Raw genomic sequence first — 24,477 nt, forward strand, 5'->3', positions numbered from 1 at the left:
GACAAATGTCAAACAATCGCGTCCGCGCTGTATTTTTCACGGTCGTCAGCAACCATGTGGGGAATTAAAAATCCCCGAGGGGTTATTCCGCCGGCTGGCGTGATAAAGCTTCCACTAATTAAATATATCTTCAAATTTTTGGCTGCTAAGTCATCTCATGGTGCAATGCAGCACAGCATGAGGCCTTGGGCGGATGCCGCTCTTCAGGCCCTTCCCGGCGCATCATGCGCTTCTCCCTTTTCCGAAACACCGGCAGCGCGCGGCAAAGCGAGGCGCGCGAGGCCAAACGCTTGTGAGCGCCCATGAAGAACCTTTCCATTTCCCGTCAGTTGATCGTTCTCGTAGTGGCCCTGATGGCCGCCTTCGCCGTGGCAACCTTCTACCAGCTGAAGTCCGCCACCGACGCGATCTATGAGGAACGCTACGGTATGCTGCGGACTCAGGTGCAGTCGGCCATCTCCATCCTGCAATCCTTCCACGACAAGGAAAAGGCCGGCACCCTTTCGCGCGACGAGGCCATGAAGCAGGCTTATGCGACCGTCAGCGCCATACGCTTCACCCCGGATGGCTACCTCTTCGGTTATGATTACGATGTGACGATGAAGTTCCATCCCGATGCCAAGCGCGTCGGCGAGAACTTCAAGGGCAAGCCTGACAGCAAGGGTTTCGCTTATCGTGACGAGCTGGTGCGGCTTGGTCGCAATGGCGGCGGCCAGACAGATTTCTACGGCCCGAAGCCCGGCATGGAAGGCAATGACTACGCCAAGAGCTCCTATGCACTTGCCTTCGAACCCTGGCAGGTGGTGGTCGTGACCGGCGTTTACATCGATGATCTGAACGCACAGGTGCGCGGCGAGGTGATGAAGGCGCTATCCATCGGCGCGTTGATCTTCGTGCTGGCGCTTGCAGCCGCTTTCTATGTCATCCGTGGTATCTCGAAGCCCCTCGGCGATATTCACCGCGCGCTTGGCGAAGTCGCCAATGAAAACGTCTCGCTCGCCATTCCCCATACTGGCCTCACCAACGAAGTGGGCATGATGGCGAAGGCTACTGCCTCGCTTCAGGACAAGGTACGCGAGCGCCATGCCATGCAGCGCCGTGAGGAAGAACAGCAGCAACAGCTCAATGCCGAGCGCCAGAACAACCTCGACATGCAGCGCGACGAGGCAGAATTGCAGGCGCGTGTGGTCGCCACCATCGGCGAGGCGCTGGAAAAGCTGGCCGGCGGCGATCTGACCGTGCGCTGCGGCGACCTCGGCAACCGTTACGCAACGCTGCGCGACAATTTCAACGAGGCCCTGACCCATCTCGATGCCGCCATGGCCAAGGTAAATTCCAAGAGCATCGACATTGGCGGCTCAAAGGAAGAAATCCGCAAGGCCTCCAACGAGCTATCACAGCGTACCGAACGGCAGGCTGCCAATCTGGAAGAGACCTCCGCAGCGCTTGACGAACTGACCGTCGCGGTGCGCCAGACGGCGGAAGGGGCAGCTGACGCCGCCAAGCGTGTCACCACCGTCAGCTCGGAAGCCATGCGCAGCGACCGTGTGGTGGAAGAAGCGATCATGGCGATGAGCGGCATCGAGCAGTCTTCCGACCAGATTTCCAACATCATCGGCGTGATCGACGATATCGCCTTCCAGACCAACCTTCTGGCACTGAATGCCGGCGTCGAAGCTGCTCGCGCGGGTGAGGCTGGCAAGGGCTTTGCCGTGGTAGCGCAGGAAGTGCGCGAACTCGCACAGAAATCCGCGGCTGCCGCCAAAGAGATCAAGGACCAGATCGCCCGCTCTTCCGCCCAGGTGGAAAATGGCGTGCGGCTTGTGGGCGAGGCCGGCGATGCACTGAAGCGTATCTCGGACCAGATCAAATCCGCTAACGAGATCGTCAGCAAGATCGCCCACTCGGCAGCCGAGCAGGATACGACGCTGCGCTCGATCTCCTCATCGCTCAACCAGCTCGACGTCGCCACCCAGCACAATGCGGCCATGGCGGAAGAAACCACGGCTTCGGCGGAAGCGCTTGCCGTGGACACCGAGGAACTGCTGAACCTCATCCGCGGCTTCCGCGTGTCGTCCGGTCACCAGCTTCATGCCATGGCGCATGAGCTGCGCATGGCGGGGTGATACGCCGCAAGACTATCGATGAACAAAGGCGCCGGGGAACTCCGGCGCTTTTCTTTTAACGGGTCAGCACATCCAGCCGGTCGATATCGGCAGGTGAAAAAACGGCAATACCGGCTTTTTCGAGCAGCGCCGCCGTCACCCCATTGCCCGCATGTTTGACGCCAGAAAACGAACCGTCATAGATCGCAACCGATCCACAGGACGGGCTGCCGTCGATCAGAAGCGCGTATGTGCAGGCATTGGCCCTCGCAAAGGCCAGCGCCCTTTCTGCGCCGGCAATGAATTGCGCCGTGACATCGCCGCCGGTCACCTCTAGCACGCGGGCGCGGCCCTCCAGCACATCGAGACCGGAGGCACGATCTTCGATTTCCGCCGGCGGGCGCGGCACGGGCATACCGCCCGCCATCTCCGGACAGATCGCCACCAGCCTGCCTTCGCTGCGCCAGCGGTCGATCGCCGGGGGGAAGAAGGGCTTGCCTCTGCCGTCGTAACGGACAGGTTGGCCGAGGAGGCAGGCGCTGATGAGGATTTTGGAGGTGGGGTGGGTCAATGGGAAGTTATCCTGCGGGAGTTGAGGCTGTGGCTTAACCCCTCTGCCCTGCCGGGCATCTCCCCCTCAAGGGGGGAGATCGGCGAGAGGCATGCTCCCCCTCTTCCCGAAACGTTCAATGTGGTTGAGAGCTCGCCACAAGTCGATCTCCCCCCTTGAGGGGGAGATGTCCGGCAGGACAGAGGGGGGTGAACCGCGCACACTGACATGTACGGCTACCCCAACCCTATCAGCCCGTTATCTTCGAGAAATCCGCAACCGTGCCAGTTGCCTCGCGAATGGCCTTCAGCAACGCCAGACGGTTTGCGCGGATGGCCGCGTCCTCGTCGTTGACGAGCACATCTTCGAAGAATTTATCGACGGGCGCGCGAAGCGTCGAAAGCGCCTGCATGGCAGAGCGGAAATCTTCGCCGGCAACAGCCTTCGCGGCATCGGCAGACGCGGTCTTGATCGCCGCATAAAGCGCCTTTTCGGCATCGAGCTTCAACAACTCTTCCGAAACGCCATCCGCCACCACAGTCCCCTTCTTCTCCTCCGCGGCCAGAAGCTGGGTGGCGCGCTTGGCGCCTGCCAGAAGGTTACGGCCATCCTCACCGGTGATGAAGGCGGTGAGCGCTTCGACACGGCGGGCGATCATCAGCAGGTCGTCGGATTCCGGCGTCAGGACGGCGTCGATCAGATCGTAACGCGCGCCGAGATCGCGGAGATAGACCTTCAGACGGTCGTGGAAGAAGGAGAGAAGGTCCGGATCCTTGGCAACGCTCAGCAGTGGCAGCCGCACGTTCTTCTCAAGCAGAATACGCACCACACCCAGCGCCGCACGGCGCAGCGCGAAGGGGTCCTTCGAGCCGGTGGGCTTCTCATCGATGGCCCAGAAGCCGGCGAGGGTGTCGAGTTTGTCAGCGAGAGCGACCGTGATCGCCACCTTGTCAGCCGGCAGGCGGTCGGAAGGACCCTGCGGCTTGTAGTGATCTTCGATGGCGGCCGCAACGCTTTCGTTTTCGCCCTGAAGCGCCGCATATTTGCGGCCCATCAAGCCCTGAAGCTCGGGGAATTCGCCGACGGCTTCGGTGCGCAGGTCGGCCTTGGCCAGCACAACGGCGCGGTCCACCAGCGCGGCATCGGCGCCGACGATCGGGGCCAGCGTCTTCGCCAGTTCGCGGATGCGGGATACGCGCTCGCCCTGCGTTCCGAGCTTGGCGTGAAAGGTGACGTTGAGCGCATCGAGCTTCGCCATGCGCTGGTCGAGGGGCTTTTTAAGATCGAGGCCGAATTTTGCAGCCGAGTCCTTCAGCGTCTCAAGATCGGGCAGATCACCCTGGTCACGGGTCCAGAAATGGCGGGCATCGGACAGGCGCGCGCGCACGACCTTGCCATTGCCGTGGATGATTTCCTTGCCGCCATCACTCGCTTCGATGTTCGAGACAAGGATGAAGCGGTTGGAAAGGCCCTCTTCCGCACCCTGGTTGCGGGTGACGAAACACTTCTGGTTGGTCTTGATGGTGAGGCGGATGATTTCTGCGGGGATTTGCAGATAGTCCTCTTCGAAAGTGCCCATCAGCACCTGCGGCCATTCGACCAGGCCGGAAACTTCTTCCAGCAGGCCTTCGTCTTCCACAAGGTCGAGGCCGTTGGCGAAAGCGAGGTCCTTGGCGTCGTGCAGGATGATGTCCTTGCGGCGCTCGGCATCGAGAATGACCTTCGCCTTTTCGAGGCTCGAGACATAATCCTCGAAACGGCGCACGGTGATCGGACCCGGCGCATGGAAACGATGGCCATAGGTAACGTTGCCGGCAACGATACCATCGATGGCAAACGGGATGACCTGCGTTTCATCGTGTTCGGGGCCGAACAGGCAGACGATGGACTGCAGCGGCCGCACCCAACGCAGGCTTTCCGAACCTTTGCCTTCGATACCGGCATAGCTGGAGCCTTTCGGCATCGAAGCGGGGCCGGAGCGCATGGATTTCGGCCAGGGGAAAGAGCGGATGATGCCGGGCATCACCTCGGCGATGATCTCTTCCGCCGGACGGCCCGGCTTGTTGATGATGGCGATGTAGAAATCACCCTTCTTCGGATCGGAAACAACCTGCGCTTCCGAGATATCGTTGAGGCCCGCGCCACGCAGAAAGCCTTCGATGGCCTTTTCATTGGCATCGGTGCGCGGACCCTTCTTTTCCTCACGCACATCGGCCGAGCGGGCGTTGAGGCCACGAATATCCAGCGTCAGACGACGCGGTGTCCAATATTCACGCGCACCTTCATAGGTCAGCCCTCTCTCCACCAAGGCATCGGTGACGAGTTTCTTCAGATCGCCCGCCGCCTTGCGCTGCATGCGGGCAGGGATTTCCTCGGAGCGAAGTTCAAGTAGAAGATCGGGCATGGGATAAGGACTTTAATCTGTTGCAAAAGAGTGTCGCGGACTTAGCAAGACCAGCGGCAAAAGTCACCAGCTATCGGTTAAATTACCGCGGCAGGCATCACCAGCCGCCGCCACCGCCACCGCCGCCGCCAGAGCCGGAAAAACCGCCCCCACCCCCGCCTGAGAAGCTGGAGCCGGAAGAGCTGACAGGCTGCGGAATGGTGGAGGCGATTGTGCTTGCCATAGAGGTTGAGAACCCGCCGATCCTGTCGCCAAAGCTGCCGTAATTGCTGCCCAGGTACCAGCCCGGCGCATAACTTGCCGCGGCGGCACCGGCGGCGGCGGTCGCGAGCCAGGTCTCGAACGTACGGCTCCAGGGCTTTTCGACGCCAAGCGCCACGGCATAGGGCAGCAGCGTTTCGAAATGTTGCGGCGACATGGCCGGCGCGCCCGCCATGTTCATCCGGTCCTTTTCGGCCAGCGTCAGATAGGTCCGCAGGCCTTCGATGCCATCCATCAGCTTGCGACCGAGCGGCGTCGGTGCGCCCATCAGAAACAGGAACAGCGCATTGGTGAGCACGATTCCCCCGATGGCAGCGAGCGCCAGTGACTTGGTGTCATGTGTAACGTCAAGCAGGATTTGCGTGGCGATGCCGCCAATGGCCGAAAAGGCCAGGAAACCGGCAAAGGCGAGCATGACGATGCCACCGATCCGCTTGCGCAGCGGCGCGCCGCGCGAAAACTGCCGGCCGATGCCAATCGAAAGGATGCTGAAAAAGAAAGCAAAAAAGCCAAAGACCAGCACAGCGGCGATGGCGCTCTCATCCAGATCGCCGAAGACCAGCGTCGCAACGATGAGGGCGAGGCTGAGGAAGATACCGAAGACGGTGTAGCCGGCATTGCTGCGGTAATACTTGCCGCGATGTTCTTTCTCTATCGCTGCGCGAAACTGTTTGCCGACCTTCTCGACCTCCGCCCCATGGGCCTTGTCGATGGTTAGTGTCTCCCCCGGCCCACCGATGGAGGAAAGCAGCGTCTTCTGTCCCGTCGGCAGGTTGTCGGCCGTCGCCTTTTGCGTGCGGCGGATGACGATGGCGTTCTTCAGATCCTCCAAAACCACATAACCTTTTACGGCCAGATCAAGTGCCGAAGCGGAAAGCGCCGTCCAGCCCGCGCCGGAAAAACCGCGGTTATCGACGTAATTGACCAGCGCCGGGGAAAGTCCATCCGGCGCGTCCCAGCGCGGCACGACGACGCCTTTTGCCGGATCGCGGCCCACGGCGAACCAGGCTCGCAGATAATAGAGGAGCACGACGAAGAGACCGCCGCCCGAAAGGAGGATGGCGAGATTGTCCCGCAGCCACCACCCCGCCTCCTGCGTGGTGTCAGGAGCCGTGATAGCCCCCTTGGGCAGTTTCACCGCAACCGTCATGCCCTCGCCCACCGAAAAGGGGCGAGTGGAGGCGAAGAAAACCTCGTTGCCCTCACTGAGGATGCGGGCGTCCTTGCCTTTTGCGCCAAGCGGACCGGTGAAGACGGCGGTATCCGTCGCCTTGACACCATCAGGCAACGTGATGGTAGCGGAAATCTCGCCCATGGGGAATTGCCAGCCATTGCCGGTAACATTCCAGGTCAGCTCGTCATAATCGCTGAAATAACGGATCTGCCGTGCGGTGGTGTAGGTGATCTGGAAGATATGTTCGCCGGTCGGCAGAAAACGGTCGGCGCTGCCGGTATAGATGCGGATGCCGCCATCGATATTTTCGGTGCGCCAGTTCTCGGGCGCACCATCGCGCTCCACCGAAACGACGCTGAAATCCACCTTGGTGCGGCGGTTATTCGCATCCAGCGCATAAAGCGGAAAATCGCGGAAAATGCCGCGCTTGATGTTCTGGCCTTCGGCGCGGGCGGTGATGGTCTCCGTCACCGTCAGCTTTCCGTCTCGCGCAACCTCGATGACGGAATGATACGAACGGATGAACTCTTCCGCGAAAGCCGGGAAGGCCGCGCCCAGGAAGACGAACAGCGCGAGAAATCTTGCGGCGATGGTCTTCACGAGCGATCCCTCCTCAATGGCTCAGTGCTGCGGCTCGGCAGCGCTTTCCTTTTCGGTATAGTCGACGCCCAGCGAGGCGAGCGCCTTCCAGTAACCGGGATAGGTCTTGCCCACGCAGGCCGGATTCTGGATGGCAATGCCGCCGATCTTCAGTGCGGCCAGCGCAAAGCTCATGGCGATGCGGTGGTCGGCGAAAGTGTCGATGGAGGCCTTGACCGTCTGGCCCGCAAGCGAGGGATCGGAATGCACAATCAAGTCGTCGCCTTCCTCATGCGCCAGACCATCGCGGATTTCGTTGAGGCCGAGTGAGACGGCGCGGATTCGGTCGCACTCCTTGACGCGCAGATTGGCGATGCCGACGAAACGCACCGGCGTTTCGTTAAAGGCGGCGAGAACCGCAATGGTGGGAATGGCATCCTGCATCTGCGAACCGTCGATTTCAGCGGGCAGGTGGGGAAACTGCGCCATGACCTCATGGGCCTTGGCATCCGGCTGGGTGAACTTATCGGCCGGCGTGCCGATATCGATGGCGCCGCCGGTCAGAAGTTCAGCGCCCCAGAGATAGGTGGCGGCGGAGGCATCCGGCTCGATGTGGAAATCGGTCGCCGTGTAGCCGGTCGGATGCACGCGCCAGATGGCGTTGCTCACCCGCTCCACCTTTGCACCGAAGGCTTCCATGGCCGATGTGGTGAGATCGATATAGCCCTTCGCGCCGATATCCTCACCTTTGAGGATGATATCGACAGGCTTGTCGCCGCAGGCGGCGGCCATCAGAAGTGCGGACACATACTGGCTGGAAAGATTGGCGTCGATCGTGACGCTGCCCTTCGGGAAGCCAGTACCCTTGCCGCAGACGGTGACGGGCGGGCAGCCGGTCGGCGCCTCCGCCTCAACGCCGAGGGAGCGCAGGGCTTCCACCAGCGGCATGATCGGGCGTTTGCGCATATGCTCGTCGCCATCGATGATGACGGCGCCATCCACAAGGGCGGCAGCGGCGGTGAGAAAGCGGGTGGCTGTGCCGGCATTGCCGAGGAAAAGCGGCTTTTCCGGCTGATGCAACCCACCTGAACTCTCCACCACGAAGGTGGTGGCGTCAGGCTCGGTTACCTTGACACCCATCTCACGCAGCGCTTCTGCCATGTAAAGCGTATCGTCGCTTTTCAGCGCGCCCGTGAGACGGCTTTTGCCCTTGGCGAGCCCGGCCAGCAGAAGTGCACGGTTGGTAATGGATTTGGAACCGGGCGGCTCCACCTTGCCGGAAAGCGGGTGGCCGGGCGGGGTGATGGTCAGTTCGATCATGATCGTCGTCTTGTCAAAGAATGCGGCGCAAAGCCGGGCTATCGGAATATCGGCGGGAATTTGTGAGCCGGTGCTTAGAACTTCACCGTCGGCACGGCGCGGTCGGCCGGGTTGTCGATCTCGAAATAGGGCGCCTTGGCAAAACCGAACTGCCCCGCCACGAGATTGGACGGGAAGCTCTCCACCTTGACGTTAAGATCGCGGGCAGCGCCATTGTAATAACGGCGCGACATCTGGATCTCGCTTTCGATGGTTTCGAGCGAGCGCTGCAATTCCAGAAAGTTCGTATTGGCTTTCAGATCGGGATAGGCTTCGGCGAGCGCAAAGAGCTTACCGAGCGCCTGTGACAGCAGTCCTTCCGCCTGGGCGCGGCCTTCGACATCGCCCGCCGGCACGGCCTGCGCCCGGTTGCGCAGGTTGATCACCTCTTCAAAGGTGCTCTTTTCATGGGCCGCGTAACCTTTCACGGTCTCGATGAGGTTGGGGATGAGATCAGCGCGGCGCTTCAGCTGCACGTCGATGCCCGACCACGCCTCTTCCTTCATCTGCCGCGCCTTGACGAGACCGTTATAGATGAAGACGACATAAAGCGCGATTGCCGCGATGATTGCCAGCGTGATGAACATGAATTGCGATTCCCAGCTTCGTTGCGCGCACGATAACCGCTCATTACCGCAAAGTCATGGGGCTTCGCTCATTCTGTCCGCTTTTGGCGGAACGGACCCGCTGCAGGAAGCAGCGCCCGTTATTTATAAAAGACGGTACAATATAATTTCAGGCCGGATACCTTACGGACAAAAAGAGTATAGGAGGCAAGCCTGTAGCCTCGCTCAGCCCAATATTCCTTGTTTCCCTCCAGATGATTCCAGCCGTCTATGACCCAGTCGAGCATTTTCGTATTGCGCGTGTAGTGCATGCGGACGAGCGCGCTGCCCACATCGAGAGAGCGCTGGCCGCTATCCTTGCACTCCATGCGGGTGACGATCATTCCGAAAGAACGCAGCTTGTCGGCGCGGGCAAAGGCATCGTTGCCGCTCATCCAGTCTGTCGTTTCCGCAGCCGCGCCATTACCGAGAACGCATCCGAGTGTAAGCACATATAGAAAACAGAAATTTCTAATATTATTCACGGTTAAACCCATTGCGCTATTCAGCCATACGACTCCACACAAAATAAAAGGCCGTCAAGAACGGCCTTTCAAATCATCAAAGTTAGACAAGAGCTTACCGCTAAAAATCAAGCGGCCCTGTTCCAGTTCAGCCCGCCCGCATCCGTAAGCAGGAAGGCTTCGCCGCAGGCTTTCGCCAGCGTGCGCACGCGCAGGATATAGCTTTGACGTTCCGTTACCGAGATCACGCCGCGCGCATCCAGAAGGTTGAAGACGTGGCTGGCCTTGATGCACTGATCATAGGCCGGGAACACGCATTTGTGCAGGCGCTGATTATCGTTGTCCCCGGGCGCACCGGCAGCGAGAAGCGCCTGGCATTCCTTTTCGGCGTCGATGAAATGGCGATGCAGCATGGCCGTATCGGCGAATTCGAAGTTGTGGCGGGAATATTCCTGCTCGGCCTGCAGGAAGACGTCGCCATAGGAAATCTTCTCTTCGCCCTCGCGGCCGTTGAAGTTTAGGTCGTAGACATTGTCGACGCCCTGGACATACATGGCGAGGCGTTCCAGACCATAGGTCAGTTCGCCCGCGACCGGCGAGCATTCGATGCCGCAGACCTGCTGGAAGTAGGTGAACTGCGACACTTCCATGCCATCGCACCAGCATTCCCAGCCAAGGCCCCAGGCACCGAGCGTCGGGCTTTCCCAGTCGTCTTCGACGAAACGCACATCGTGCAGCAGCGGATCGAGGCCGATGGCCTTCAGCGAACCGAGATAGAGTTCCTGCAGGTTTGAAGGGTTGGGCTTCAGGATGACCTGATACTGGTAATAATGCTGCAGACGGTTGGGGTTTTCCCCGTAACGGCCGTCCGACGGGCGGCGCGAGGGCTGCACATAAGCGGCCTTCCACGGCTTCGGCCCAAGTGCGCGCAGCGTCGTGGCCGGATGGAACGTACCCGCGCCCACTTCCATATCGTAAGGCTGCAGCACCGCGCAGCCCTTGTCGGCCCAGTAATTATGCAGCGTCAGGATCAGCGCCTGAAAGGAACGCTTCGGGTTCATATGGTCGGGAACATCGGTCATTGCAGTCATCGCGGCGTTAGGAGGATAAGTAAGCATTGACTTACTTCGGATGCGGACTGGTGCCACGGCATGGCTTGAGGGTCAAGGTTTTATGCGAAGCGGCGATCAGCCCACGGCCTCGGCACGTTGACCACCGATGCCACGGTCTGCGAATTTCCTGAGAAGCCTGATCACCGGTTTTTCAAACAGGAGATGTGCTGCAACCGAGACAGCCAATGCAGCAAAAACGGCCACGATCCCCGCCGCAGGGCCCGGCGCTATGATCTTGTAGACCACGGAAATAACCAGCCCGTGCAGGAGATAAAGCGCATAGGAGGCGTCCCCGATGATTTCAAAGGGCTTCAGCCACGCGATGGGCCAGCCACCCGCTCTTTCGATCCACACACAGCCCGCCACCAGCAGAAAGGCTGGCACGCCCCAGCTCGCGATGCGCAGAAGGCCGGATTGCTCACCGATACCGGCCGCGAAAGCGAAGCCGACAAAAGAAAGCACGAGGGCCGCAGCGCCGCTGCGCACGCCCGCAAAGGCAATCTGCGACAGGACAAGACCGGCGAGGAATTCCAGCAGCAGCGGCGAGGCCCAGATATGCATGAAGGGAGACTGCCAGTCCGCCAGTTGCCCCAGGCAGACCATGCCCGTCAGGACAATGATCGTCACGGAAATGGGCGCGCGCAGTGCAAGACCCAACGCAAAAACGAGATAAAAGAACATCTCCATATTCAACGTCCAGCCCACCATCACGAGAGGCGTGACCTGGCCCGAAGCATCCGCATAAGGGATGAACAGCAAAGATTTCCAGAGATGGTCCATGGTAAAGGTGAATGTGGAAAACACGCCTGCCAGCGCGCCAAGGCACATGAGCAATGTAACGGCCCAGTAGAGCGGCACGATACGGAAAAGCCGATGACGCAGGAATTTGGTGGGTGTCGCCTTATCGCCGACCATGCCCATCACAAATCCCGATATTACGAAAAACACATCCACCCCGGCGGCGCCTATCGTCAGAGGAGCCCCGGCAATGTGAAAAAACATGACGGAAAGCGCGGCGACCGCCCGCAAAAACTGAATGGAATGAACTTTTTGCAAAACTACCCCGTCCGGCTGCGCAATGCGAGACTTCAGCCGGCTTAGGCCGAAGCAAAGCAGATCACCCTAAAATTTGTGGATCACTAATCGCACAATCGGGACGAAAATACTCGGCGAATTTCAGGGCTGTCCCAAAAAGCTGATTTTTGGGTTAACCCCCAATCCTTCAGGACTGGCAAACGAGATTGTCCGGGATGACTGCGCCTTACGCCTCATCCTCACGCTTCACGCGGTACTCCCCCGTCTCGGGATCCTTGATCAGCGTGCCGATCGCTCCGGTCTCTCGTTCCTTCTCGCGCTGTTTCGATTTTGCCGAGAGCTTTTCCGCATCGCGAACGAAGCGGCGGTAGAGGATGATGGCCCCCACCACCAGAAGAATGATTGTAATAAGCTGCGCCATAAGGCTTTATTCCCGCGACATCATAGACCGAAACGCGACCACAATGCCTTTTCTTCGGCGACCTCCGCAAGACCCGCGACGGCGCCCGCCGCCAGCTTTGGCGTGTCGAGGCCAAACGCAGCATTCACACCAGGTACTTTTTTACCGAACAAAGTGCGCCCGCCGCTGACGAGCTGGAGCTTCACCTTTTCACCATAACGGCGGCGCAGAACCTCGCGCATGTCACCCAGCCCATCGATCAAGCCAAGGTCGAGGCCACGCATGCCGGTCCAGAACAGACCGGAGAAGATCGCCTCGTCGCCCTTTAGCTTGGAGCCGCGGCGCATCTTGACCATATCAATGAAAACATTGTGGATTTCGACCTGAAGCGACTTCAGGTAATCGATGTCGCCTTCCTTTTCCGGCTGGAAGGGATCGAGAATGACCTTGTTCTCGCCGGCCGTATAAACGCGCCGCTCCACACCGATCTTCTTCAACATTTCCGGAAAACCGAAGCCGCCGGAGACGACGCCGATCGAACCGACGATTGAGGTGGGGTCGGCGATGATCTCGTCGCCGGCAAGAGCGATCATATAGCCGCCCGAGGCCGCGACGTCCTCCACGAAGATGAGGACTTTCTTGTCCTTTTCCTCGGCAAGCTGGCGGATACGGTTATAGATCATCCGCGCCTGCACCGGCGAACCACCGGGCGAATTGAGCGAAATGGCGACGGCCGGAGCATCCTTGACGGCGAAGGCCTTTTCGAGAAGCGGCGCATAGGAAGCGAGATTGAGGGCGGGGCGGAACTGGTTGCCGCCGGCCATAATCGCGCCATGCATGCGCACCACGGGAATGACGAGCTCTTTTTTACGAAAGCGTTTCGGCACAAGAAGCTTCAGCAAACCCACCAATCAATCCTCACAGCAATGACTTCATCGACACGGATGTATGTATCGCCGGGCAAAACACAATGGCATGCGGCTAGCGTCACGGTGATTTTATAAGCCGGGTCTGATTGCCCTTACATTACGGGAATAGGCCGCACGACCATTGTTGAGGTCATCAACAAAGGGGGTGAAGGCGTGGCTGCCGGTCTCATGCATGATGAGCGGTGCGCGGAAGGACAGCCGTGCGCGCGATCCCTTGATGGCGGTTACGAGCATACGTACCGCATCCTCGCCGGGACGCGGATGGATGAGGGTGATTTCGATACCGCCGAACCGGCTGCCGCAGGCAGCAATGATCTCCGCCACTGATTGCGGCCTCGAAATCAGGGAAAGCTGCCCGCCCGGGATCATGATCGCACCCGCGGTCCTGATCCAGTCTTCGAACAGGCCGTCCGTCATCGCGTGGGCCTCGGCCTTCAGAGCATCCGGCGTGCGGCGGTCGCCCGCATCATTATAGGGCGGATTCATGATGACGTGATGGAAATGATCGTCGGGCAAACCCGCTTCCACACGGGCTTTCGCGCGCAGCGTCACATCCGCTTCGCGCACCTCGACGCGGGCCGAAAAGGCTGCATTATCAAGCAGTTCCAGACTGCGGCGGGCAAATTGCGCCATTTCCGGCGAGCGCTCATAGAGCGTCACCCTGGCCTTTTCGAGCCGCGCCGCAACCGCCATGCCGGCGGCACCGGCACCGGCACCCAGATCGGCAATCCGGCAGGGGCGGTCATCCGCCACCAGCGAAGCCAGAAGCATGGCGTCCATGCCGGCCCGATGCCCCCTGCCCTTCGGCTGGATGATATGAAACCGGCCCCGATGAAAGGCATCGATCGTTTCGGAAATGCCGTCGTCCACCGTCGTTCAAGCCTCTTCGTTGCGCAACTCGTCGCCCAGCCCGGCATCGATGAGGATACGGCGGGCCTGAGCCGCCCGATCTTCCTCTACCAGAAACCGGCGGGGCAAAAGGCCGAGAGATCCCTCCAGAATGCTCATTGCCTGATCGGCAATGAGGCAATGGATGCCGGCATCCTTCATCAGGCGTTCGGCGAAGGAGAGCAGCACGGCATCGTTGGTACGGATCAGTTCACGCATGGATAGACCTTAAATTCCCATCTTTTTGAATGGCTAGCGGCAATTCGCCCCTTGCCGCGCAAGGCGTCAGTTTTTATTGTCGAATTCAAATTCGAACTGGAGTCCTGTCCCTTGGGCGTCGTCATACCGCTTGAAGAAAGCAAAAACAAACTCGCATCCGTCAAGCCGCTTGTCGACCTGACCCGCCCCGATATGGAACGGGTGAACCAGCTTATCCTTTCCAAGGCCGGTTCCGACGTGCAGATGATACCCGAGGTGGCCAACCACCTCATCTCGTCCGGCGGCAAGCGCCTGCGGCCGATGCTGACGCTCGCCTCGGCCTCGATGTTCGGTTATGAGGGCGACAACCACATCAAGCTCGCCACCAGCGTGGAGTTCATGCACACGGCGACGCTTCTGCATGACGACGTGGTGGATGAAAGCGATCTGCGTCGCGGAAAATCCACCGCACGCACCATCTGGGGTAACCAGGCAAGCGTTCTCGTCGGCGACTTCCTGCTTGGCCAGGCTTTCCGCATGATGGTGGATGTCGGCTCTCTCGATGCACTCGACGTGCTCTCCACCGCCGCCTCGGTCATCGCCGAGGGTGAGGTACTGCAGCTTTCGGTCGCCAAGAACATGGAAACGACCGAGGACGATTATCTTCAGGTGATTCGCGCCAAGACGGCTGCCCTCTTCGCCGCCGCCGCCGAAGTCGGCCCCATCGTCGCCAAGACCGACAAGGCGACCCGCAGTGCACTGAAGTCCTATGGCATGAATCTCGGCCTCGCCTTCCAGCTGGTCGATGACGTCTTGGACTATGGCGGCAAGTCGGCTGATCTCGGCAAGAATACCGGAGATGACTTCCGCGAGGGCAAGATCACTCTGCCGGTCATCCTGTCCTATCGCCGCGGCACGCAGGATGAGCGTGCTTTCTGGCGCAATGCCATCGAAAATGGCGAGAGCAGCGACGAGAACCTCGAAAAGGCGCTCGGCCTGATCACAAAATATAACGGCCTCGGTGATACGATAGGCCGTGCAACGCATTATGGCACCATTGCCCGCGATGCACTTGCACCGTTGCCGCAGAGCCCCTGGAAAAATGCGCTTCTGGAAGTGATCGACTTCTGCATCGAGCGTCTGAACTGACGCCGCAGGCCAGGCGAAAGGCGGATGGAACACAGCATCCGCCCGAGGTTGCGGGCCTGACTCTCCGCGAGGCGTGATTGTGGCCGGGGCCATAATTTCTTGCGGGGTTGCTTCAAAAAAGCCATTCTATAGTGACCAAACAATGGAAACTGATTTTTCCGTGCTTCTGCACAAAGGCAAAGGTTCCCTCATGCGGCGTAAACCAGCACTCCGTCTTCTCTGCAGCGCGGCTCTTGCCGCCGCTCTCGCAATCGGCGCGGGTGCAAGCCCCGGCTTTGCGGAGACGAAGGCGACACCGGAAGACAAGGCCGTTACGTTCGACCCCGGCAAGGTCAACACCTTCTCCGGCGCCTTCCTCGCCGGACGCAATGCCGATGTCGATCAGGATTATCCCACCGCAATTTCGCTCTACAAGAAGGCGCTGGAATTCGACCCTGCCAACTCGGAAATCCGCCAGCGGCTGATGATCGCCGAACTTCTGAGCGGCAACTTCGAAGCCGGCGCCAAGATCGCCGATTCGATGAAGGACGATACCTCGGTGGAACGCGTCACGACCATCGTGCGTGGCCTCGACGCCATCAAGGACAAGGAATTCGCCAAGGCCGAGAAAATCCTGAAATATTCCGGCCCAAACGATCTGGACCGCATGGTCAACACGCTTCTGACCGCCTGGGCGCGCGCGGGTTCCGGCAAGCCGAAGGAGGCTCTGGCGCTCGTCAACAACATGAAGGGCCCGGGCTGGATTTCGATCTTCCAGAAATACAATGCGGCAGCCATCGCGCTTGTTTCCGGCAACACCGAGGCCGCCCGCAAGAGCCTGAACGAAGCGGTAACCGACCGCGAAGGCGGAGCGACCGCCTCCGATACCTATATGCGCGCAGTGATGGCGCTCGCAAGGCTGGAGGCTTCCGCCGGCAACAAGCAGAAAGCACTGGATGCGATCGCGGTCGGCGACACTTTCGCGCCGAATTACGCACCGCTGAAAGCGCTCCGCCAGTCCATCGAAAAGGGTGAGAAGCCGGAGCAGCAGATCACCAATGCCGTGGAGGGCGCCGCCAGCGTCATGTTCTCCATCGCCGGTGCGTTGAACCGCGAAGGCGCCGAAGAGATCGTCACGCTTTATCTGCAGACGTCGCGCGCGCTCGATCCGAAGAGCCCGGATACGCTCATTCTTCTCGGCGGACTTGCAGAAGCCATGAAGAAGCCGGAACGTGCCATCGCCTTCTATCGTGAAGTGCCGAAGGACTCGCCGATGTATCGCATCTCCGAGCTGCAGCTCGGACTGACGCTGGCGCAGACCGAAAAGGTGGAAGAGGCACGCAAACACCTCAGGTCGCTCCTCGAATCCGACCCCAAGGATATTCGTTCCTACCTCGCCTATGGCAGCGTGCTGTCCGATGCCAAGGACTACAAGGCCATGGCGGAGAATTACGACAAGGCCGTTGAAGTGATCGGCGCCGTGCCGCAGAAATCCGACTGGACGGTGTTTTTCCAGCGCGGCATCGCCTACGAGCGCCTGAAGCAATGGGACAAGGCCGAACCGAATTTCAAGCGGGCGCTGGAGCTGAACCCCGAGCAGCCGCAGGTTCTGAACTATCTGGGTTATTCCTGGGTGGACAAGGGCATCAATCTCGATGAAGGCATGAAGATGATCAGTCGTGCCGTCGAGCTTCGTCCGAATGACGGCTATATCGTCGATTCGCTCGGCTGGGCGCATTATCGCCTCGGCGATTTCGACGATGCCGTGACCGAACTGGAACGGGCAATCGAACTCAAGGCCGGTGATCCCACCATCAACGACCATCTGGGCGATGCCTATTGGCGCGTCGGCCGCAAGATCGAGGCGGTCTATCAGTGGAACCGCGCATTGATCGGCGACAGCGACGACGTGGACAAGGCCAAGGTGAAGGAAAAGATTGCCAACGGCCTGCCGCCAGTCGAAAAGGATGCCGAGAATACGGCCAAGAAGGACGTCGCGCCGCAGCCGCCGGCTCCTCCGGCCCCGGCGACCCCTGCTCCGGACAAGAAATCCTAACGCCGCATGGCGATGCAGGGAATTTCCGGGGCGGCCGAGACAGTCGAGGCGGCCCCGGCCAAGGTTAATCTGGCACTTCACGTCACCGGGCAGCGGGCGGATGGCTACCATCTGCTTGAATCGCTGGTGGTGTTTACCGAAGCCGGCGACACGATCCATATCCAAGACGCCGATGTCGACAGCTTTTCCATCTCAGGACCGTTTGGCGATCTTCTACACGCCGGCGATGGCGGCGATAACCTCGTTATCCGGGCCAGAGATTTGCTGCGCAACGCGCTCGCATCAGTTGGTCAACCAGCGCCCCCGGTCGCCATTCATCTTGAAAAGAATCTGCCCGTTGCATCAGGTATAGGGGGCGGCTCGGCGGATGCGGCGGCAACGCTGCGGGCGCTTCTGCGCCACTGGCGTGCCGGGATAACACCGGATAGGATTTCGTCGATAGCGCTGAGGCTCGGTGCGGATGTGCCTATGTGTCTTGAAAGCCGATCGCTGATCGCGCGCGGCATCGGCGAGGACATCGAACCGGTCAATGACCTGCCGGAACTGTTTCTGGTGCTGGCCAACCCGCTGAAGGCGGTCTCGACGCCGGAGATTTTCCGGCGATTGCAGAACAAGGCCAATCCGCCTTTGCCGACGCCAGCCAAGGTTGGCGAGGTGACAATAGGCTGGATGAATTTTCTCGCGGAAAGTCGCAACGATCTGCAACCGCCGGCCCAGGCGCTTCTGCCTGACATCGGCGAGATCATCGGGTTGCTGTCTGAGGAGGGCGCCACCCTTGTGCGCATGTCCGGTTCCGGGGCAACCTGTTTCGGGATTTTTCATTCCTTCGATGCCGCCCAAAACGCGGAAACATCGCTTCGGAAGAAGCGCCCAGGCTGGTATTTTCAGGCAACGCGGACCATTTGAGGGCCGGATATTTCGAGGACAAAGCCATGGCAGGCGATAGACCCTTCATTCCCCTTGGCATTGCGGTTCTGACCGTTTCGGACAGCCGCACGCTGGAGAATGACAAGTCCGGCGATACGCTGGTCACAAGGCTGGAGGAGGCAGGCCACAGGCTCGCCGCCCGCGCCATCGTGCCTGACGACAAGGCGGCGATCGCAGACACGGTGCGCGAATGGACGCTCACTGACGGCGTGGATGTGGTCATCACGACAGGCGGCACCGGCTTTACCGGCCGCGATGTGACACCCGAGGCGCTGGAACCGCTGTTCGAAAAGCGCATGGACGGGTTTTCGGCGCTGTTCCATCGCATTTCCTACGACAAGATCGGCACCGCCACCATCCAGTCACGCGCGACCGGTGGCGTGGCGAATGCGACCTTCATCTTCGTGCTGCCGGGATCACCGGGGGCTTGCAAGGATGCGTGGGATGGCATCCTCAAGGCGCAACTCGATTATCGTCATCTGCCGTGTAATTTCGTGGAAATCATGCCGCGGCTGGATGAGCATTTGAAGCGTGGGGCTGGTGGGGTTTAGGGTCGGATTCAGGGTTGTTGGACCGAAGATGCGTGGGGTTCACCCCCCTCTGCCCTGCCGGGCATCTCCCCCACAGGTGGGGAGATCGGCAAGGAGCGCTTTCGCAGCTCAATCCTCAAACATCGAGATGACCGAGACATCGCCGCAGATCGATCTCCCCACCTGTGGGGGAGATGCCCGGCAGGGCAGAGGGGGGTGAACCCCACGCATCTTCGGTCCATTGTCAGTTGCCAAGATCCCAAACCTGTCCGCCTCCCCCGCCGGCGAGAAGAACAGCTGCCCGCTCAAAACCCAATCACCCCAGATATTTCCTGAAAAACTCCACCGTCCGCCCCCAGGCGAGATCAGCAGCCGCCTTGTCATAGCGCGCCGAAGACGTGTCATTGTTAAAGGCATGGTTGACGCCGTCATAGACGAAAATCTCGAAGGTCTTGCCGTTTTCCTCCAGCGCCTTCTTGTAAGCATCGATGCCGGCATTGATGCGCTCGTCGAGACCGGCATAATGCAAAAGCAGCGGTGCCTTTATGGCCGGCACATCGGCCGCCGGGACCTGCTGACCGTAATAGGCGACGCCGGCATTCAGACCTTCCGACTTGGTGGCGAAACGGTTGACCAGCCCGCCGCCCCAGCAGAAACCGATGGCGCCGACCTTGCCATTCGCCCCTTGCCTTGCCGCAAGCCAGACCCGTCCCGCTTCGGCATTGGCGACAGTTGCATCCATGTCGAGACCACTGAACATCTGCCGCGCCTTCTCCTCATCAGCGGGCGTACCACCCTGCGGCGAGAGGAAATCGACCGCAAGCGCCCGAAATCCGGCGAGCGCCACGCGTCTGGCCACATCACGGATATGGTCGTTGAGGCCGCGGTTCTCGTGAATGACGATGACGGAACCGATGGGGCCGGACGCCGATTTCGGCGTGACGAGATAACCCTTCATCTCGCCGCCGGGCGCCGGATAGGTCACGTCTTCCGCAACAATGCCAGCATCGTCAGGCGCGACGATGGCGGCGCGGGCGCTGTTGGCGGAAAGAAGGGGCGCAATTGCCGCCGCCGCCGCGCCGGAGCCGGCCAGCACGGTGAGCTTTTCCATGAATTTGCGGCGATCAAGGCTGAGATGGGTATACTCATCATAAGCGTCGATCATGGCCTGCGTAATCTTGGGCTTGTCCATCGCTGTATCCTCCTTGGACGCACGGATGCGGGAGGATAACGCAGATCTAAGGGCGGGGAATAAGGCAGTCGGAAGGGGCGCCACACATTTGCGTGAGCGCCGCTTCCGGATTTTCACATCAGGCGGCGAGGTCCACGACGATACGGCCGTCGATCTTGCCCTCTTCCATGCGGTGGAAGATATCGTTGATGTTTTCGAGCTTGTCCCACGAGAAGTGAGCCGCCACCTTGCCTTCGCCGGCGAAGGTCAGCGCCTCCTCCAGATCCTGTCGTGTGCCGACGATGGAGCCGCGCACCGTGATGCGCTTCAGCACCGTGTCGAATACCGGAATGGAGATGAAGCCCGGCGGCAGGCCGACAAGCGCCATGGTGCCCTTGGAGCGCAGGAAGCCATAGGCCTGCTCCATGGCCTTCGGCGATACCGCGGTCACCAGCGCACCATGGACACCGCCGGTCGCCTTCTGCACCTGCTCCACCGCGTCAGGCGCACGGCCGTTGACGACGACATCGGCGCCGAGTTTTTTGGCAAGCGCCAGCTTGTCATCGAAGATATCGGCGGCAGCAACATGCATGCCCATGGCCTTGGCATATTGCACGGCCATATGGCCAAGCCCGCCAATGCCCGAGATGACCACCCATTCACCGGGCCTGACTTCGGTTTCCTTCAGACCCTTGTAGACGGTGACGCCGGCGCAAAGGACAGGTGCGGCCGGGCCGAAATCGAGATTATCCGGCAGGCGGCCGACGAATTTCGGATCGGCAAGACCATATTCGGCGAAGCTGCCGTTGACGGAATAACCGGAATTCTTCTGGCTCGGGCATAGCGTTTCCCAGCCCGTACGGCAGGGGATGCAGCATCCGCAGGCCGTATAAAGCCAGGGCGTGCCGGCGCGATCACCTTCCTTGATGCCCGTGACGCCAGCGCCGATCTTTGCGACATAACCGACACCTTCGTGGCCGGGGATGAAAGGCGGGTTGGGTTTGACCGGCCAGTCGCCGGTCGCGGCGTGCAGGTCGGTGTGGCAAATGCCCGTCGCCTTGTAGTTGATGAGAATTTCACCGGGGCCGGGATCCGGTATCGCCACTTCCTCGATGGTCAGCGGTTTTCCAAATGCGCGGACGACTGCCGCTTTCATTGTCTTAGCCATGACATACTCCCTAATCTCTGCTCGCCTGAAATCCTCGACGGCGAGGCAGAGATTAACGGGGATGGGGCGTCATGGAATTGACCCATCGCAAATCGCACCATTTTGCAGGCCGGGATTGTCTCACTTATGAAGCAACCTCACGGTGCTGATTTACTCCAGCGCCAACCATATGGCGAGCCATCCCCACAGGCAGACGACCAGCGCAAAACCAATACCAAACAATGCGCCGCGCTGACGCAGGCGGTTGCTGGTGACGTGGACATAGGAATGCGCATAACGCGAAAGCACAAAAAGCCATGCCAGGACAACGGTCACGATATTGTCCGCATCCGTGATGTAGAGCAGCAGGCAGGCAATGTGGAACAGGACCGGCACTTCGAACTGGTTGGCGATGTTGCGGTTCACCAGACGGCTTTCGCGTGCCTCCTCGCCGTGATCCCGGAGGCGGATCGCCGATTCGCGATCCTTGAATGCATATTTGTTGCGCCGAACGATCAGAAGCGCGTAAAGCCAGAAGACCAGAACGACATGGGCGATCATCGGCCAGAACATTGCGGTCGTGGGTGACATGCTTTTCTCCAATCATGAAAACGCTCCCCGATCCGGCATGAATCGGGGAGCGCCAAATAACTAGCCTATCTTTTTACGGATTCGGCTCGAAAGATCAAACCGCGCCGGGGTAGTTCGGGCTTTCGCGGGTGATTGTCACGTCATGGGCGTGGCTTTCGCGCAGGCCAGCGCTGGAAATGCGCACGAAAGTGGCGCGTTCCTGGAATTCCTTGATGTTGCTGCCGCCAACATAACCCATGGCAGCCTTCAGGCCGCCGGCCAGCTGGTGCAGAACGCCGGAGACCGGGCCCTTATAGGGAACCTGGCCTTCAATGCCTTCAGGCACGAGCTTCAGTGTGTCGCGCACTTCAGCCTGGAAATAACGGTCGGCAGAACCACGCGCCATGGCGCCAACGGAGCCCATGCCGCGATAGGCCTTGAAGGACCGGCCCTGATACAGGAATACTTCGCCCGGGCTTTCATCCGTGCCGGCAAGCAGCGAGCCGATCATGACAGCCGAGGCGCCGGCGGCGATCGCCTTGGCCAGATCGCCCGAAAACTTGATGCCGCCATCGGCGATGACGGGTATATCAGCCGCGTTGGCGACTTCAACCGACGACATGATCGCCGCAAGCTGCGGCACGCCGACGCCGGCGACGATGCGGGTGGTGCAGATGGAGCCGGGGCCGATACCGACCTTGACGGCGTCCGCGCCGGCATCGATCAGAGCCTTGGTGCCGTCGGCAGTGGCGACATTACCGGCGATGATGCGAACCGAGTTCGACATCTTCTTGACCTGAGAGACGGCATCCAGCACGCGCTGCGAATGGCCGTGTGCGGTATCGACAACCAGAAGGTCGACGCCGGCATCTATGAGGCGCTCGGCGCGCTCGATGGCGTCAGCACCAACGCTGATGGCGGCAGCGGCGCGAAGGCGGCCCTGCGCATCCTTGGTGGCATTGGGGTTCAGCTGCGACTTCTCGATATCCTTGACGGTGATGAGGCCGACGCAATTGCCCTTGGCGTCCACCACCAGCAGCTTTTCAATGCGGTGCTTGTGCAAGAGGCGGCGTGCTTCCTGCTGATCGACGCTGCTTTCCTTGACCGTGACCAGATTTTCGCGGGTCATCAGTTCGTAGATTTTCTGCTGCGGATCGGAGGCAAAACGAACGTCGCGATTGGTCAGGATGCCAACGAGGCGGCCGTTCTTGTGGCCGCCGGCGCCGCCGTTTTCAACCACCGGGATGCCGGAAATGCCATGCGCCTTCATCAACGCCTGGGCTTCGGCAAGCGTCGCATCCGGGCCGATGGTGACCGGGTTGACGACCATGCCGCTTTCGAACTTCTTCACCTGCCGGACTTCTTCGGCCTGTTCGATGGGGGTCAGGTTGCGGTGGATGACACCGATGCCACCGGCCTGGGCCATGGCGATCGCGAGGCGACCTTCGGTGACCGTATCCATGGCGGAGGAGAGGATAGGCAGGTTGAGATCGATATCGCGGGCGATGCGGGTGGCGATATTCGTCTGTCCCGGCATGACTTCGGAATGTCCGGGCTGCAGCAACACATCGTCAAATGTGAGAGCGTCCAAACCAGTGGGTGTTTGAATGATGCGTGCCATGACCAAATTCCTTCATACTGAAAATGCGTGGCCGCTCCGGAACGAAAAGTTCACCCCGGCGCCGTGCAAGGATTGCTTGGAAGTTGGCGAGGGCTGGTAACACGTTCATGACAGGAAGGGAATAGAAAAAACCCGGAATCGGCTTCCGGGCTTTTCCTGTTGCTGCATTGCAGCAGATATCAGATATCGAACTGGTAAGATTTCGGCACGAAACGATAACCCGTATCCAGCTTTTCTGCGTAACCGACAGACGGGAAAGGCATATGGTAGCCCAGGAAGGGCAGCCGGTCGGTGGCAATCATGTCGAAGACCTTCTTGCGGGTCGCAGCGGCTGCCGTTTTGTCCATGTCGAACTTAACCTCCCAGTCAGGTCTCTGCAGCGACAGGACGAAATGATTGGCCGTATCCGCCGTCAGGATCAGCTGCTTGCCTTCCGATTCGACACGGAAAATCATGTGGCCCGGCGAATGGCCGAAGGCTGCGATGCCTGTGATGCCAGACACCACATCTTGACCGTCGCCGATGAAGGTCGCCTTTTCGGCCAGCGGCTTCACGTTGGCGAGAACACCCTTGTGACCGCCCTCTGCCGGCGTGCCGACGCGCTTTTCATCCGTCCAGAAATCATATTCCGTCTGGCCGAAAACATAACGTGCCTTGGAAAAGGCCGGCGCGCCCTTCTCCATCAGGCCGCCGATATGGTCGCCATGCATGTGGGTCAGCACCACCACTGTCACATCTTCAGGTGCGTAACCGGCGGCTGCCATGCCCTCGATCAGGCGACCATTGCCCGCACCGCGCCCGGCCTCACCGAAACCGGTGTCGAACAGCACGAGGTCGGACCCTGTATTGACGAGGACGGGGGAGAAGGAATTGACGAACTGGTCCGTCGGCAGAAAATTGTCTTCCAGCAATTTACCGACCGTCTCGGCCGACTGGTCTGTGCCGAAGGTCTCGCCGGGATTGGGGGCCGCGCGCGCGCCATCCTTCACCACCAGCACTTCGAAATTACCGAGCTTGAAGCGGTTGGTTTCGGGCGGCATGGCGTGCTCTATCTCCATCGAGGTCTGCGGCTGGTTGGTCTGGGCATTTGCGCTGCGCGCTATCAAAAACGGCGCGCCGAGAACGCTTGCGCCTGCCGCACCGATGAGGCCGCGTCTGCTCATGTTCAAGGATTGGGTCATCATCTTGTCTCCGATATCGCCAACTGGCCGTGATTGCCAACTGAACTCACCCAACGGACAATAGAGCGAGAAAGTTGCAAGGA

The 24,477-nt window shown here is 60.1% G+C and carries 22 protein-coding genes; 5 read left to right on the top strand and 17 right to left on the bottom strand.

The window, feature by feature from the left end; translation table 11 throughout:
• The first annotated feature begins 302 nt into the window (after positions 1-302).
• On the top strand, positions 303-2,126 hold the full coding sequence (locus BLU28_RS01915) for a methyl-accepting chemotaxis protein (protein ID WP_004440129.1): 1,824 nt from the start codon (positions 303-305) through the stop codon (positions 2,124-2,126).
• Between the two features lie 55 nt (positions 2,127-2,181).
• Here BLU28_RS01915 and BLU28_RS01920 read toward each other — a convergent pair whose 3' ends face one another.
• From BLU28_RS01920 to BLU28_RS01975, 12 genes are all read right to left on the bottom strand, one after another.
• Positions 2,182-2,676: a 2-thiouracil desulfurase family protein gene (locus BLU28_RS01920; RefSeq protein WP_077986662.1), complete on the bottom strand. Its 495-nt coding sequence runs from the start codon at positions 2,674-2,676 to the stop codon at positions 2,182-2,184.
• Positions 2,677-2,905: 229 nt separating this feature from the next.
• A complete protein-coding gene (gene glyS / locus BLU28_RS01925; protein WP_077986661.1) occupies positions 2,906-5,059 on the bottom strand; it encodes a glycine--tRNA ligase subunit beta in 2,154 nt (717 codons plus the stop codon).
• Between the two features lie 97 nt (positions 5,060-5,156).
• Positions 5,157-7,094 carry a DUF2207 domain-containing protein gene (locus BLU28_RS01930; RefSeq protein WP_077986660.1) on the bottom strand — a complete coding sequence of 646 codons (1,938 nt, stop codon included), beginning with the start codon at positions 7,092-7,094 and terminating at the stop codon, positions 5,157-5,159.
• A 21-nt stretch (positions 7,095-7,115) separates the two neighbouring features.
• Positions 7,116-8,393 (bottom strand): 3-phosphoshikimate 1-carboxyvinyltransferase, encoded by a 1,278-nt coding sequence (aroA, locus tag BLU28_RS01935; RefSeq protein WP_022555660.1) that lies wholly within the window; start codon positions 8,391-8,393, stop codon positions 7,116-7,118.
• Positions 8,394-8,467: 74 nt separating this feature from the next.
• Positions 8,468-9,019: a LemA family protein gene (locus BLU28_RS01940; protein ID WP_006699477.1), complete on the bottom strand. Its 552-nt coding sequence runs from the start codon at positions 9,017-9,019 to the stop codon at positions 8,468-8,470.
• A 119-nt stretch (positions 9,020-9,138) separates the two neighbouring features.
• Entirely contained in the window at positions 9,139-9,522 is a 384-nt protein-coding gene (locus BLU28_RS01945) for a hypothetical protein (protein WP_223215408.1), read from the bottom strand.
• 107 nt (positions 9,523-9,629) lie between these two features.
• A complete protein-coding gene (locus BLU28_RS01950; RefSeq protein ID WP_020813609.1) occupies positions 9,630-10,592 on the bottom strand; it encodes a glycine--tRNA ligase subunit alpha in 963 nt (320 codons plus the stop codon).
• 96 nt (positions 10,593-10,688) lie between these two features.
• Positions 10,689-11,669, bottom strand: coding sequence for an acyltransferase family protein (locus BLU28_RS01955; RefSeq protein WP_077986659.1), 981 nt, complete (start codon positions 11,667-11,669; stop codon positions 10,689-10,691).
• A 205-nt stretch (positions 11,670-11,874) separates the two neighbouring features.
• Complete coding sequence (locus BLU28_RS01960; protein WP_004440115.1) at positions 11,875-12,069, bottom strand: NfeD family protein; 195 nt, start codon at positions 12,067-12,069, stop codon at positions 11,875-11,877.
• Positions 12,070-12,089: 20 nt separating this feature from the next.
• Positions 12,090-12,956, bottom strand: coding sequence for a S49 family peptidase (locus BLU28_RS01965; protein WP_006699473.1), 867 nt, complete (start codon positions 12,954-12,956; stop codon positions 12,090-12,092).
• A gap of 90 nt (positions 12,957-13,046) precedes the next feature.
• Positions 13,047-13,847 carry a tRNA1(Val) (adenine(37)-N6)-methyltransferase gene (locus BLU28_RS01970; RefSeq protein WP_004440112.1) on the bottom strand — a complete coding sequence of 267 codons (801 nt, stop codon included), beginning with the start codon at positions 13,845-13,847 and terminating at the stop codon, positions 13,047-13,049.
• Between the two features lie 6 nt (positions 13,848-13,853).
• Positions 13,854-14,084: a putative signal transducing protein gene (locus BLU28_RS01975; RefSeq protein ID WP_077986658.1), complete on the bottom strand. Its 231-nt coding sequence runs from the start codon at positions 14,082-14,084 to the stop codon at positions 13,854-13,856.
• Between the two features lie 111 nt (positions 14,085-14,195).
• On the opposite strand from BLU28_RS01975, the gene BLU28_RS01980 reads away from it, so the two are divergent.
• The 4 genes from BLU28_RS01980 (at position 14,196) to moaB (ending at position 18,725) form a co-directional block, all read left to right on the top strand.
• Positions 14,196-15,212 carry a polyprenyl synthetase family protein gene (locus BLU28_RS01980; RefSeq protein WP_004440110.1) on the top strand — a complete coding sequence of 339 codons (1,017 nt, stop codon included), beginning with the start codon at positions 14,196-14,198 and terminating at the stop codon, positions 15,210-15,212.
• A gap of 190 nt (positions 15,213-15,402) precedes the next feature.
• Positions 15,403-17,247, top strand: coding sequence for a tetratricopeptide repeat protein (locus BLU28_RS01985; RefSeq protein ID WP_077986842.1), 1,845 nt, complete (start codon positions 15,403-15,405; stop codon positions 17,245-17,247).
• A gap of 6 nt (positions 17,248-17,253) precedes the next feature.
• The gene (locus BLU28_RS01990; protein WP_077986657.1) at positions 17,254-18,153 is read left to right on the top strand and encodes a 4-(cytidine 5'-diphospho)-2-C-methyl-D-erythritol kinase; all 900 of its coding nucleotides are present in this window, start codon (positions 17,254-17,256) and stop codon (positions 18,151-18,153) included.
• Positions 18,154-18,179: 26 nt separating this feature from the next.
• Entirely contained in the window at positions 18,180-18,725 is a 546-nt protein-coding gene (gene moaB / locus BLU28_RS01995) for a molybdenum cofactor biosynthesis protein B (RefSeq protein ID WP_072494866.1), read from the top strand.
• A 295-nt stretch (positions 18,726-19,020) separates the two neighbouring features.
• On the opposite strand, the gene BLU28_RS02005 is transcribed toward moaB, so the two are convergent.
• From BLU28_RS02005 to BLU28_RS02030, 5 genes are all read right to left on the bottom strand, one after another.
• Positions 19,021-19,896 carry a dienelactone hydrolase family protein gene (locus tag BLU28_RS02005; protein ID WP_072493994.1) on the bottom strand — a complete coding sequence of 292 codons (876 nt, stop codon included), beginning with the start codon at positions 19,894-19,896 and terminating at the stop codon, positions 19,021-19,023.
• Between the two features lie 118 nt (positions 19,897-20,014).
• The gene (gene adhP / locus BLU28_RS02010; RefSeq protein WP_077986654.1) at positions 20,015-21,043 is read right to left on the bottom strand and encodes an alcohol dehydrogenase AdhP; all 1,029 of its coding nucleotides are present in this window, start codon (positions 21,041-21,043) and stop codon (positions 20,015-20,017) included.
• Positions 21,044-21,193: 150 nt separating this feature from the next.
• The gene (locus tag BLU28_RS02015) at positions 21,194-21,595 is read right to left on the bottom strand and encodes an MAPEG family protein (RefSeq protein ID WP_034496309.1); all 402 of its coding nucleotides are present in this window, start codon (positions 21,593-21,595) and stop codon (positions 21,194-21,196) included.
• A 112-nt stretch (positions 21,596-21,707) separates the two neighbouring features.
• Positions 21,708-23,213, bottom strand: coding sequence for an IMP dehydrogenase (gene guaB, locus BLU28_RS02020; protein WP_004440097.1), 1,506 nt, complete (start codon positions 23,211-23,213; stop codon positions 21,708-21,710).
• A gap of 179 nt (positions 23,214-23,392) precedes the next feature.
• Complete coding sequence (locus BLU28_RS02030; protein WP_168247094.1) at positions 23,393-24,394, bottom strand: MBL fold metallo-hydrolase; 1,002 nt, start codon at positions 24,392-24,394, stop codon at positions 23,393-23,395.
• Between the last annotated feature and the right edge of the window lie 83 nt (positions 24,395-24,477).

This window comes from Agrobacterium pusense (genome assembly GCF_900102105.1).
Classification (GTDB): Bacteria; Pseudomonadota; Alphaproteobacteria; order Rhizobiales; family Rhizobiaceae; genus Agrobacterium; species Agrobacterium pusense.

Excerpts from the sequence above, each read along its gene's own strand:
- adhP (WP_077986654.1), bottom strand. The coding sequence starts at position 21,043 with ATGGCTAAGACAATGAAAGCGGCAGTCGTCCGCGCATTTGGAAAACCG.
- BLU28_RS01915 (WP_004440129.1), top strand. The coding sequence starts at position 303 with ATGAAGAACCTTTCCATTTCCCGTCAGTTGATCGTTCTCGTAGTGGCC.
- BLU28_RS01950 (WP_020813609.1), bottom strand. The coding sequence starts at position 10,592 with ATGACTGCAATGACCGATGTTCCCGACCATATGAACCCGAAGCGTTCC.
- aroA (WP_022555660.1), bottom strand. The coding sequence starts at position 8,393 with ATGATCGAACTGACCATCACCCCGCCCGGCCACCCGCTTTCCGGCAAG.
- guaB (WP_004440097.1), bottom strand. The coding sequence starts at position 23,213 with ATGGCACGCATCATTCAAACACCCACTGGTTTGGACGCTCTCACATTT.
- BLU28_RS01940 (WP_006699477.1), bottom strand. The coding sequence starts at position 9,019 with ATGTTCATCACGCTGGCAATCATCGCGGCAATCGCGCTTTATGTCGTC.
- BLU28_RS01985 (WP_077986842.1), top strand. The coding sequence starts at position 15,403 with ATGCGGCGTAAACCAGCACTCCGTCTTCTCTGCAGCGCGGCTCTTGCC.
- BLU28_RS02005 (WP_072493994.1), bottom strand. The coding sequence starts at position 19,896 with ATGGACAAGCCCAAGATTACGCAGGCCATGATCGACGCTTATGATGAG.
- moaB (WP_072494866.1), top strand. The coding sequence starts at position 18,180 with ATGGCAGGCGATAGACCCTTCATTCCCCTTGGCATTGCGGTTCTGACC.
- glyS (WP_077986661.1), bottom strand. The coding sequence starts at position 5,059 with ATGCCCGATCTTCTACTTGAACTTCGCTCCGAGGAAATCCCTGCCCGC.
- BLU28_RS02030 (WP_168247094.1), bottom strand. The coding sequence starts at position 24,394 with ATGACCCAATCCTTGAACATGAGCAGACGCGGCCTCATCGGTGCGGCA.
- BLU28_RS01990 (WP_077986657.1), top strand. The coding sequence starts at position 17,254 with ATGGCGATGCAGGGAATTTCCGGGGCGGCCGAGACAGTCGAGGCGGCC.
- BLU28_RS01960 (WP_004440115.1), bottom strand. The coding sequence starts at position 12,069 with ATGGCGCAGCTTATTACAATCATTCTTCTGGTGGTGGGGGCCATCATC.
- BLU28_RS02015 (WP_034496309.1), bottom strand. The coding sequence starts at position 21,595 with ATGTTCTGGCCGATGATCGCCCATGTCGTTCTGGTCTTCTGGCTTTAC.
- BLU28_RS01975 (WP_077986658.1), bottom strand. The coding sequence starts at position 14,084 with ATGCGTGAACTGATCCGTACCAACGATGCCGTGCTGCTCTCCTTCGCC.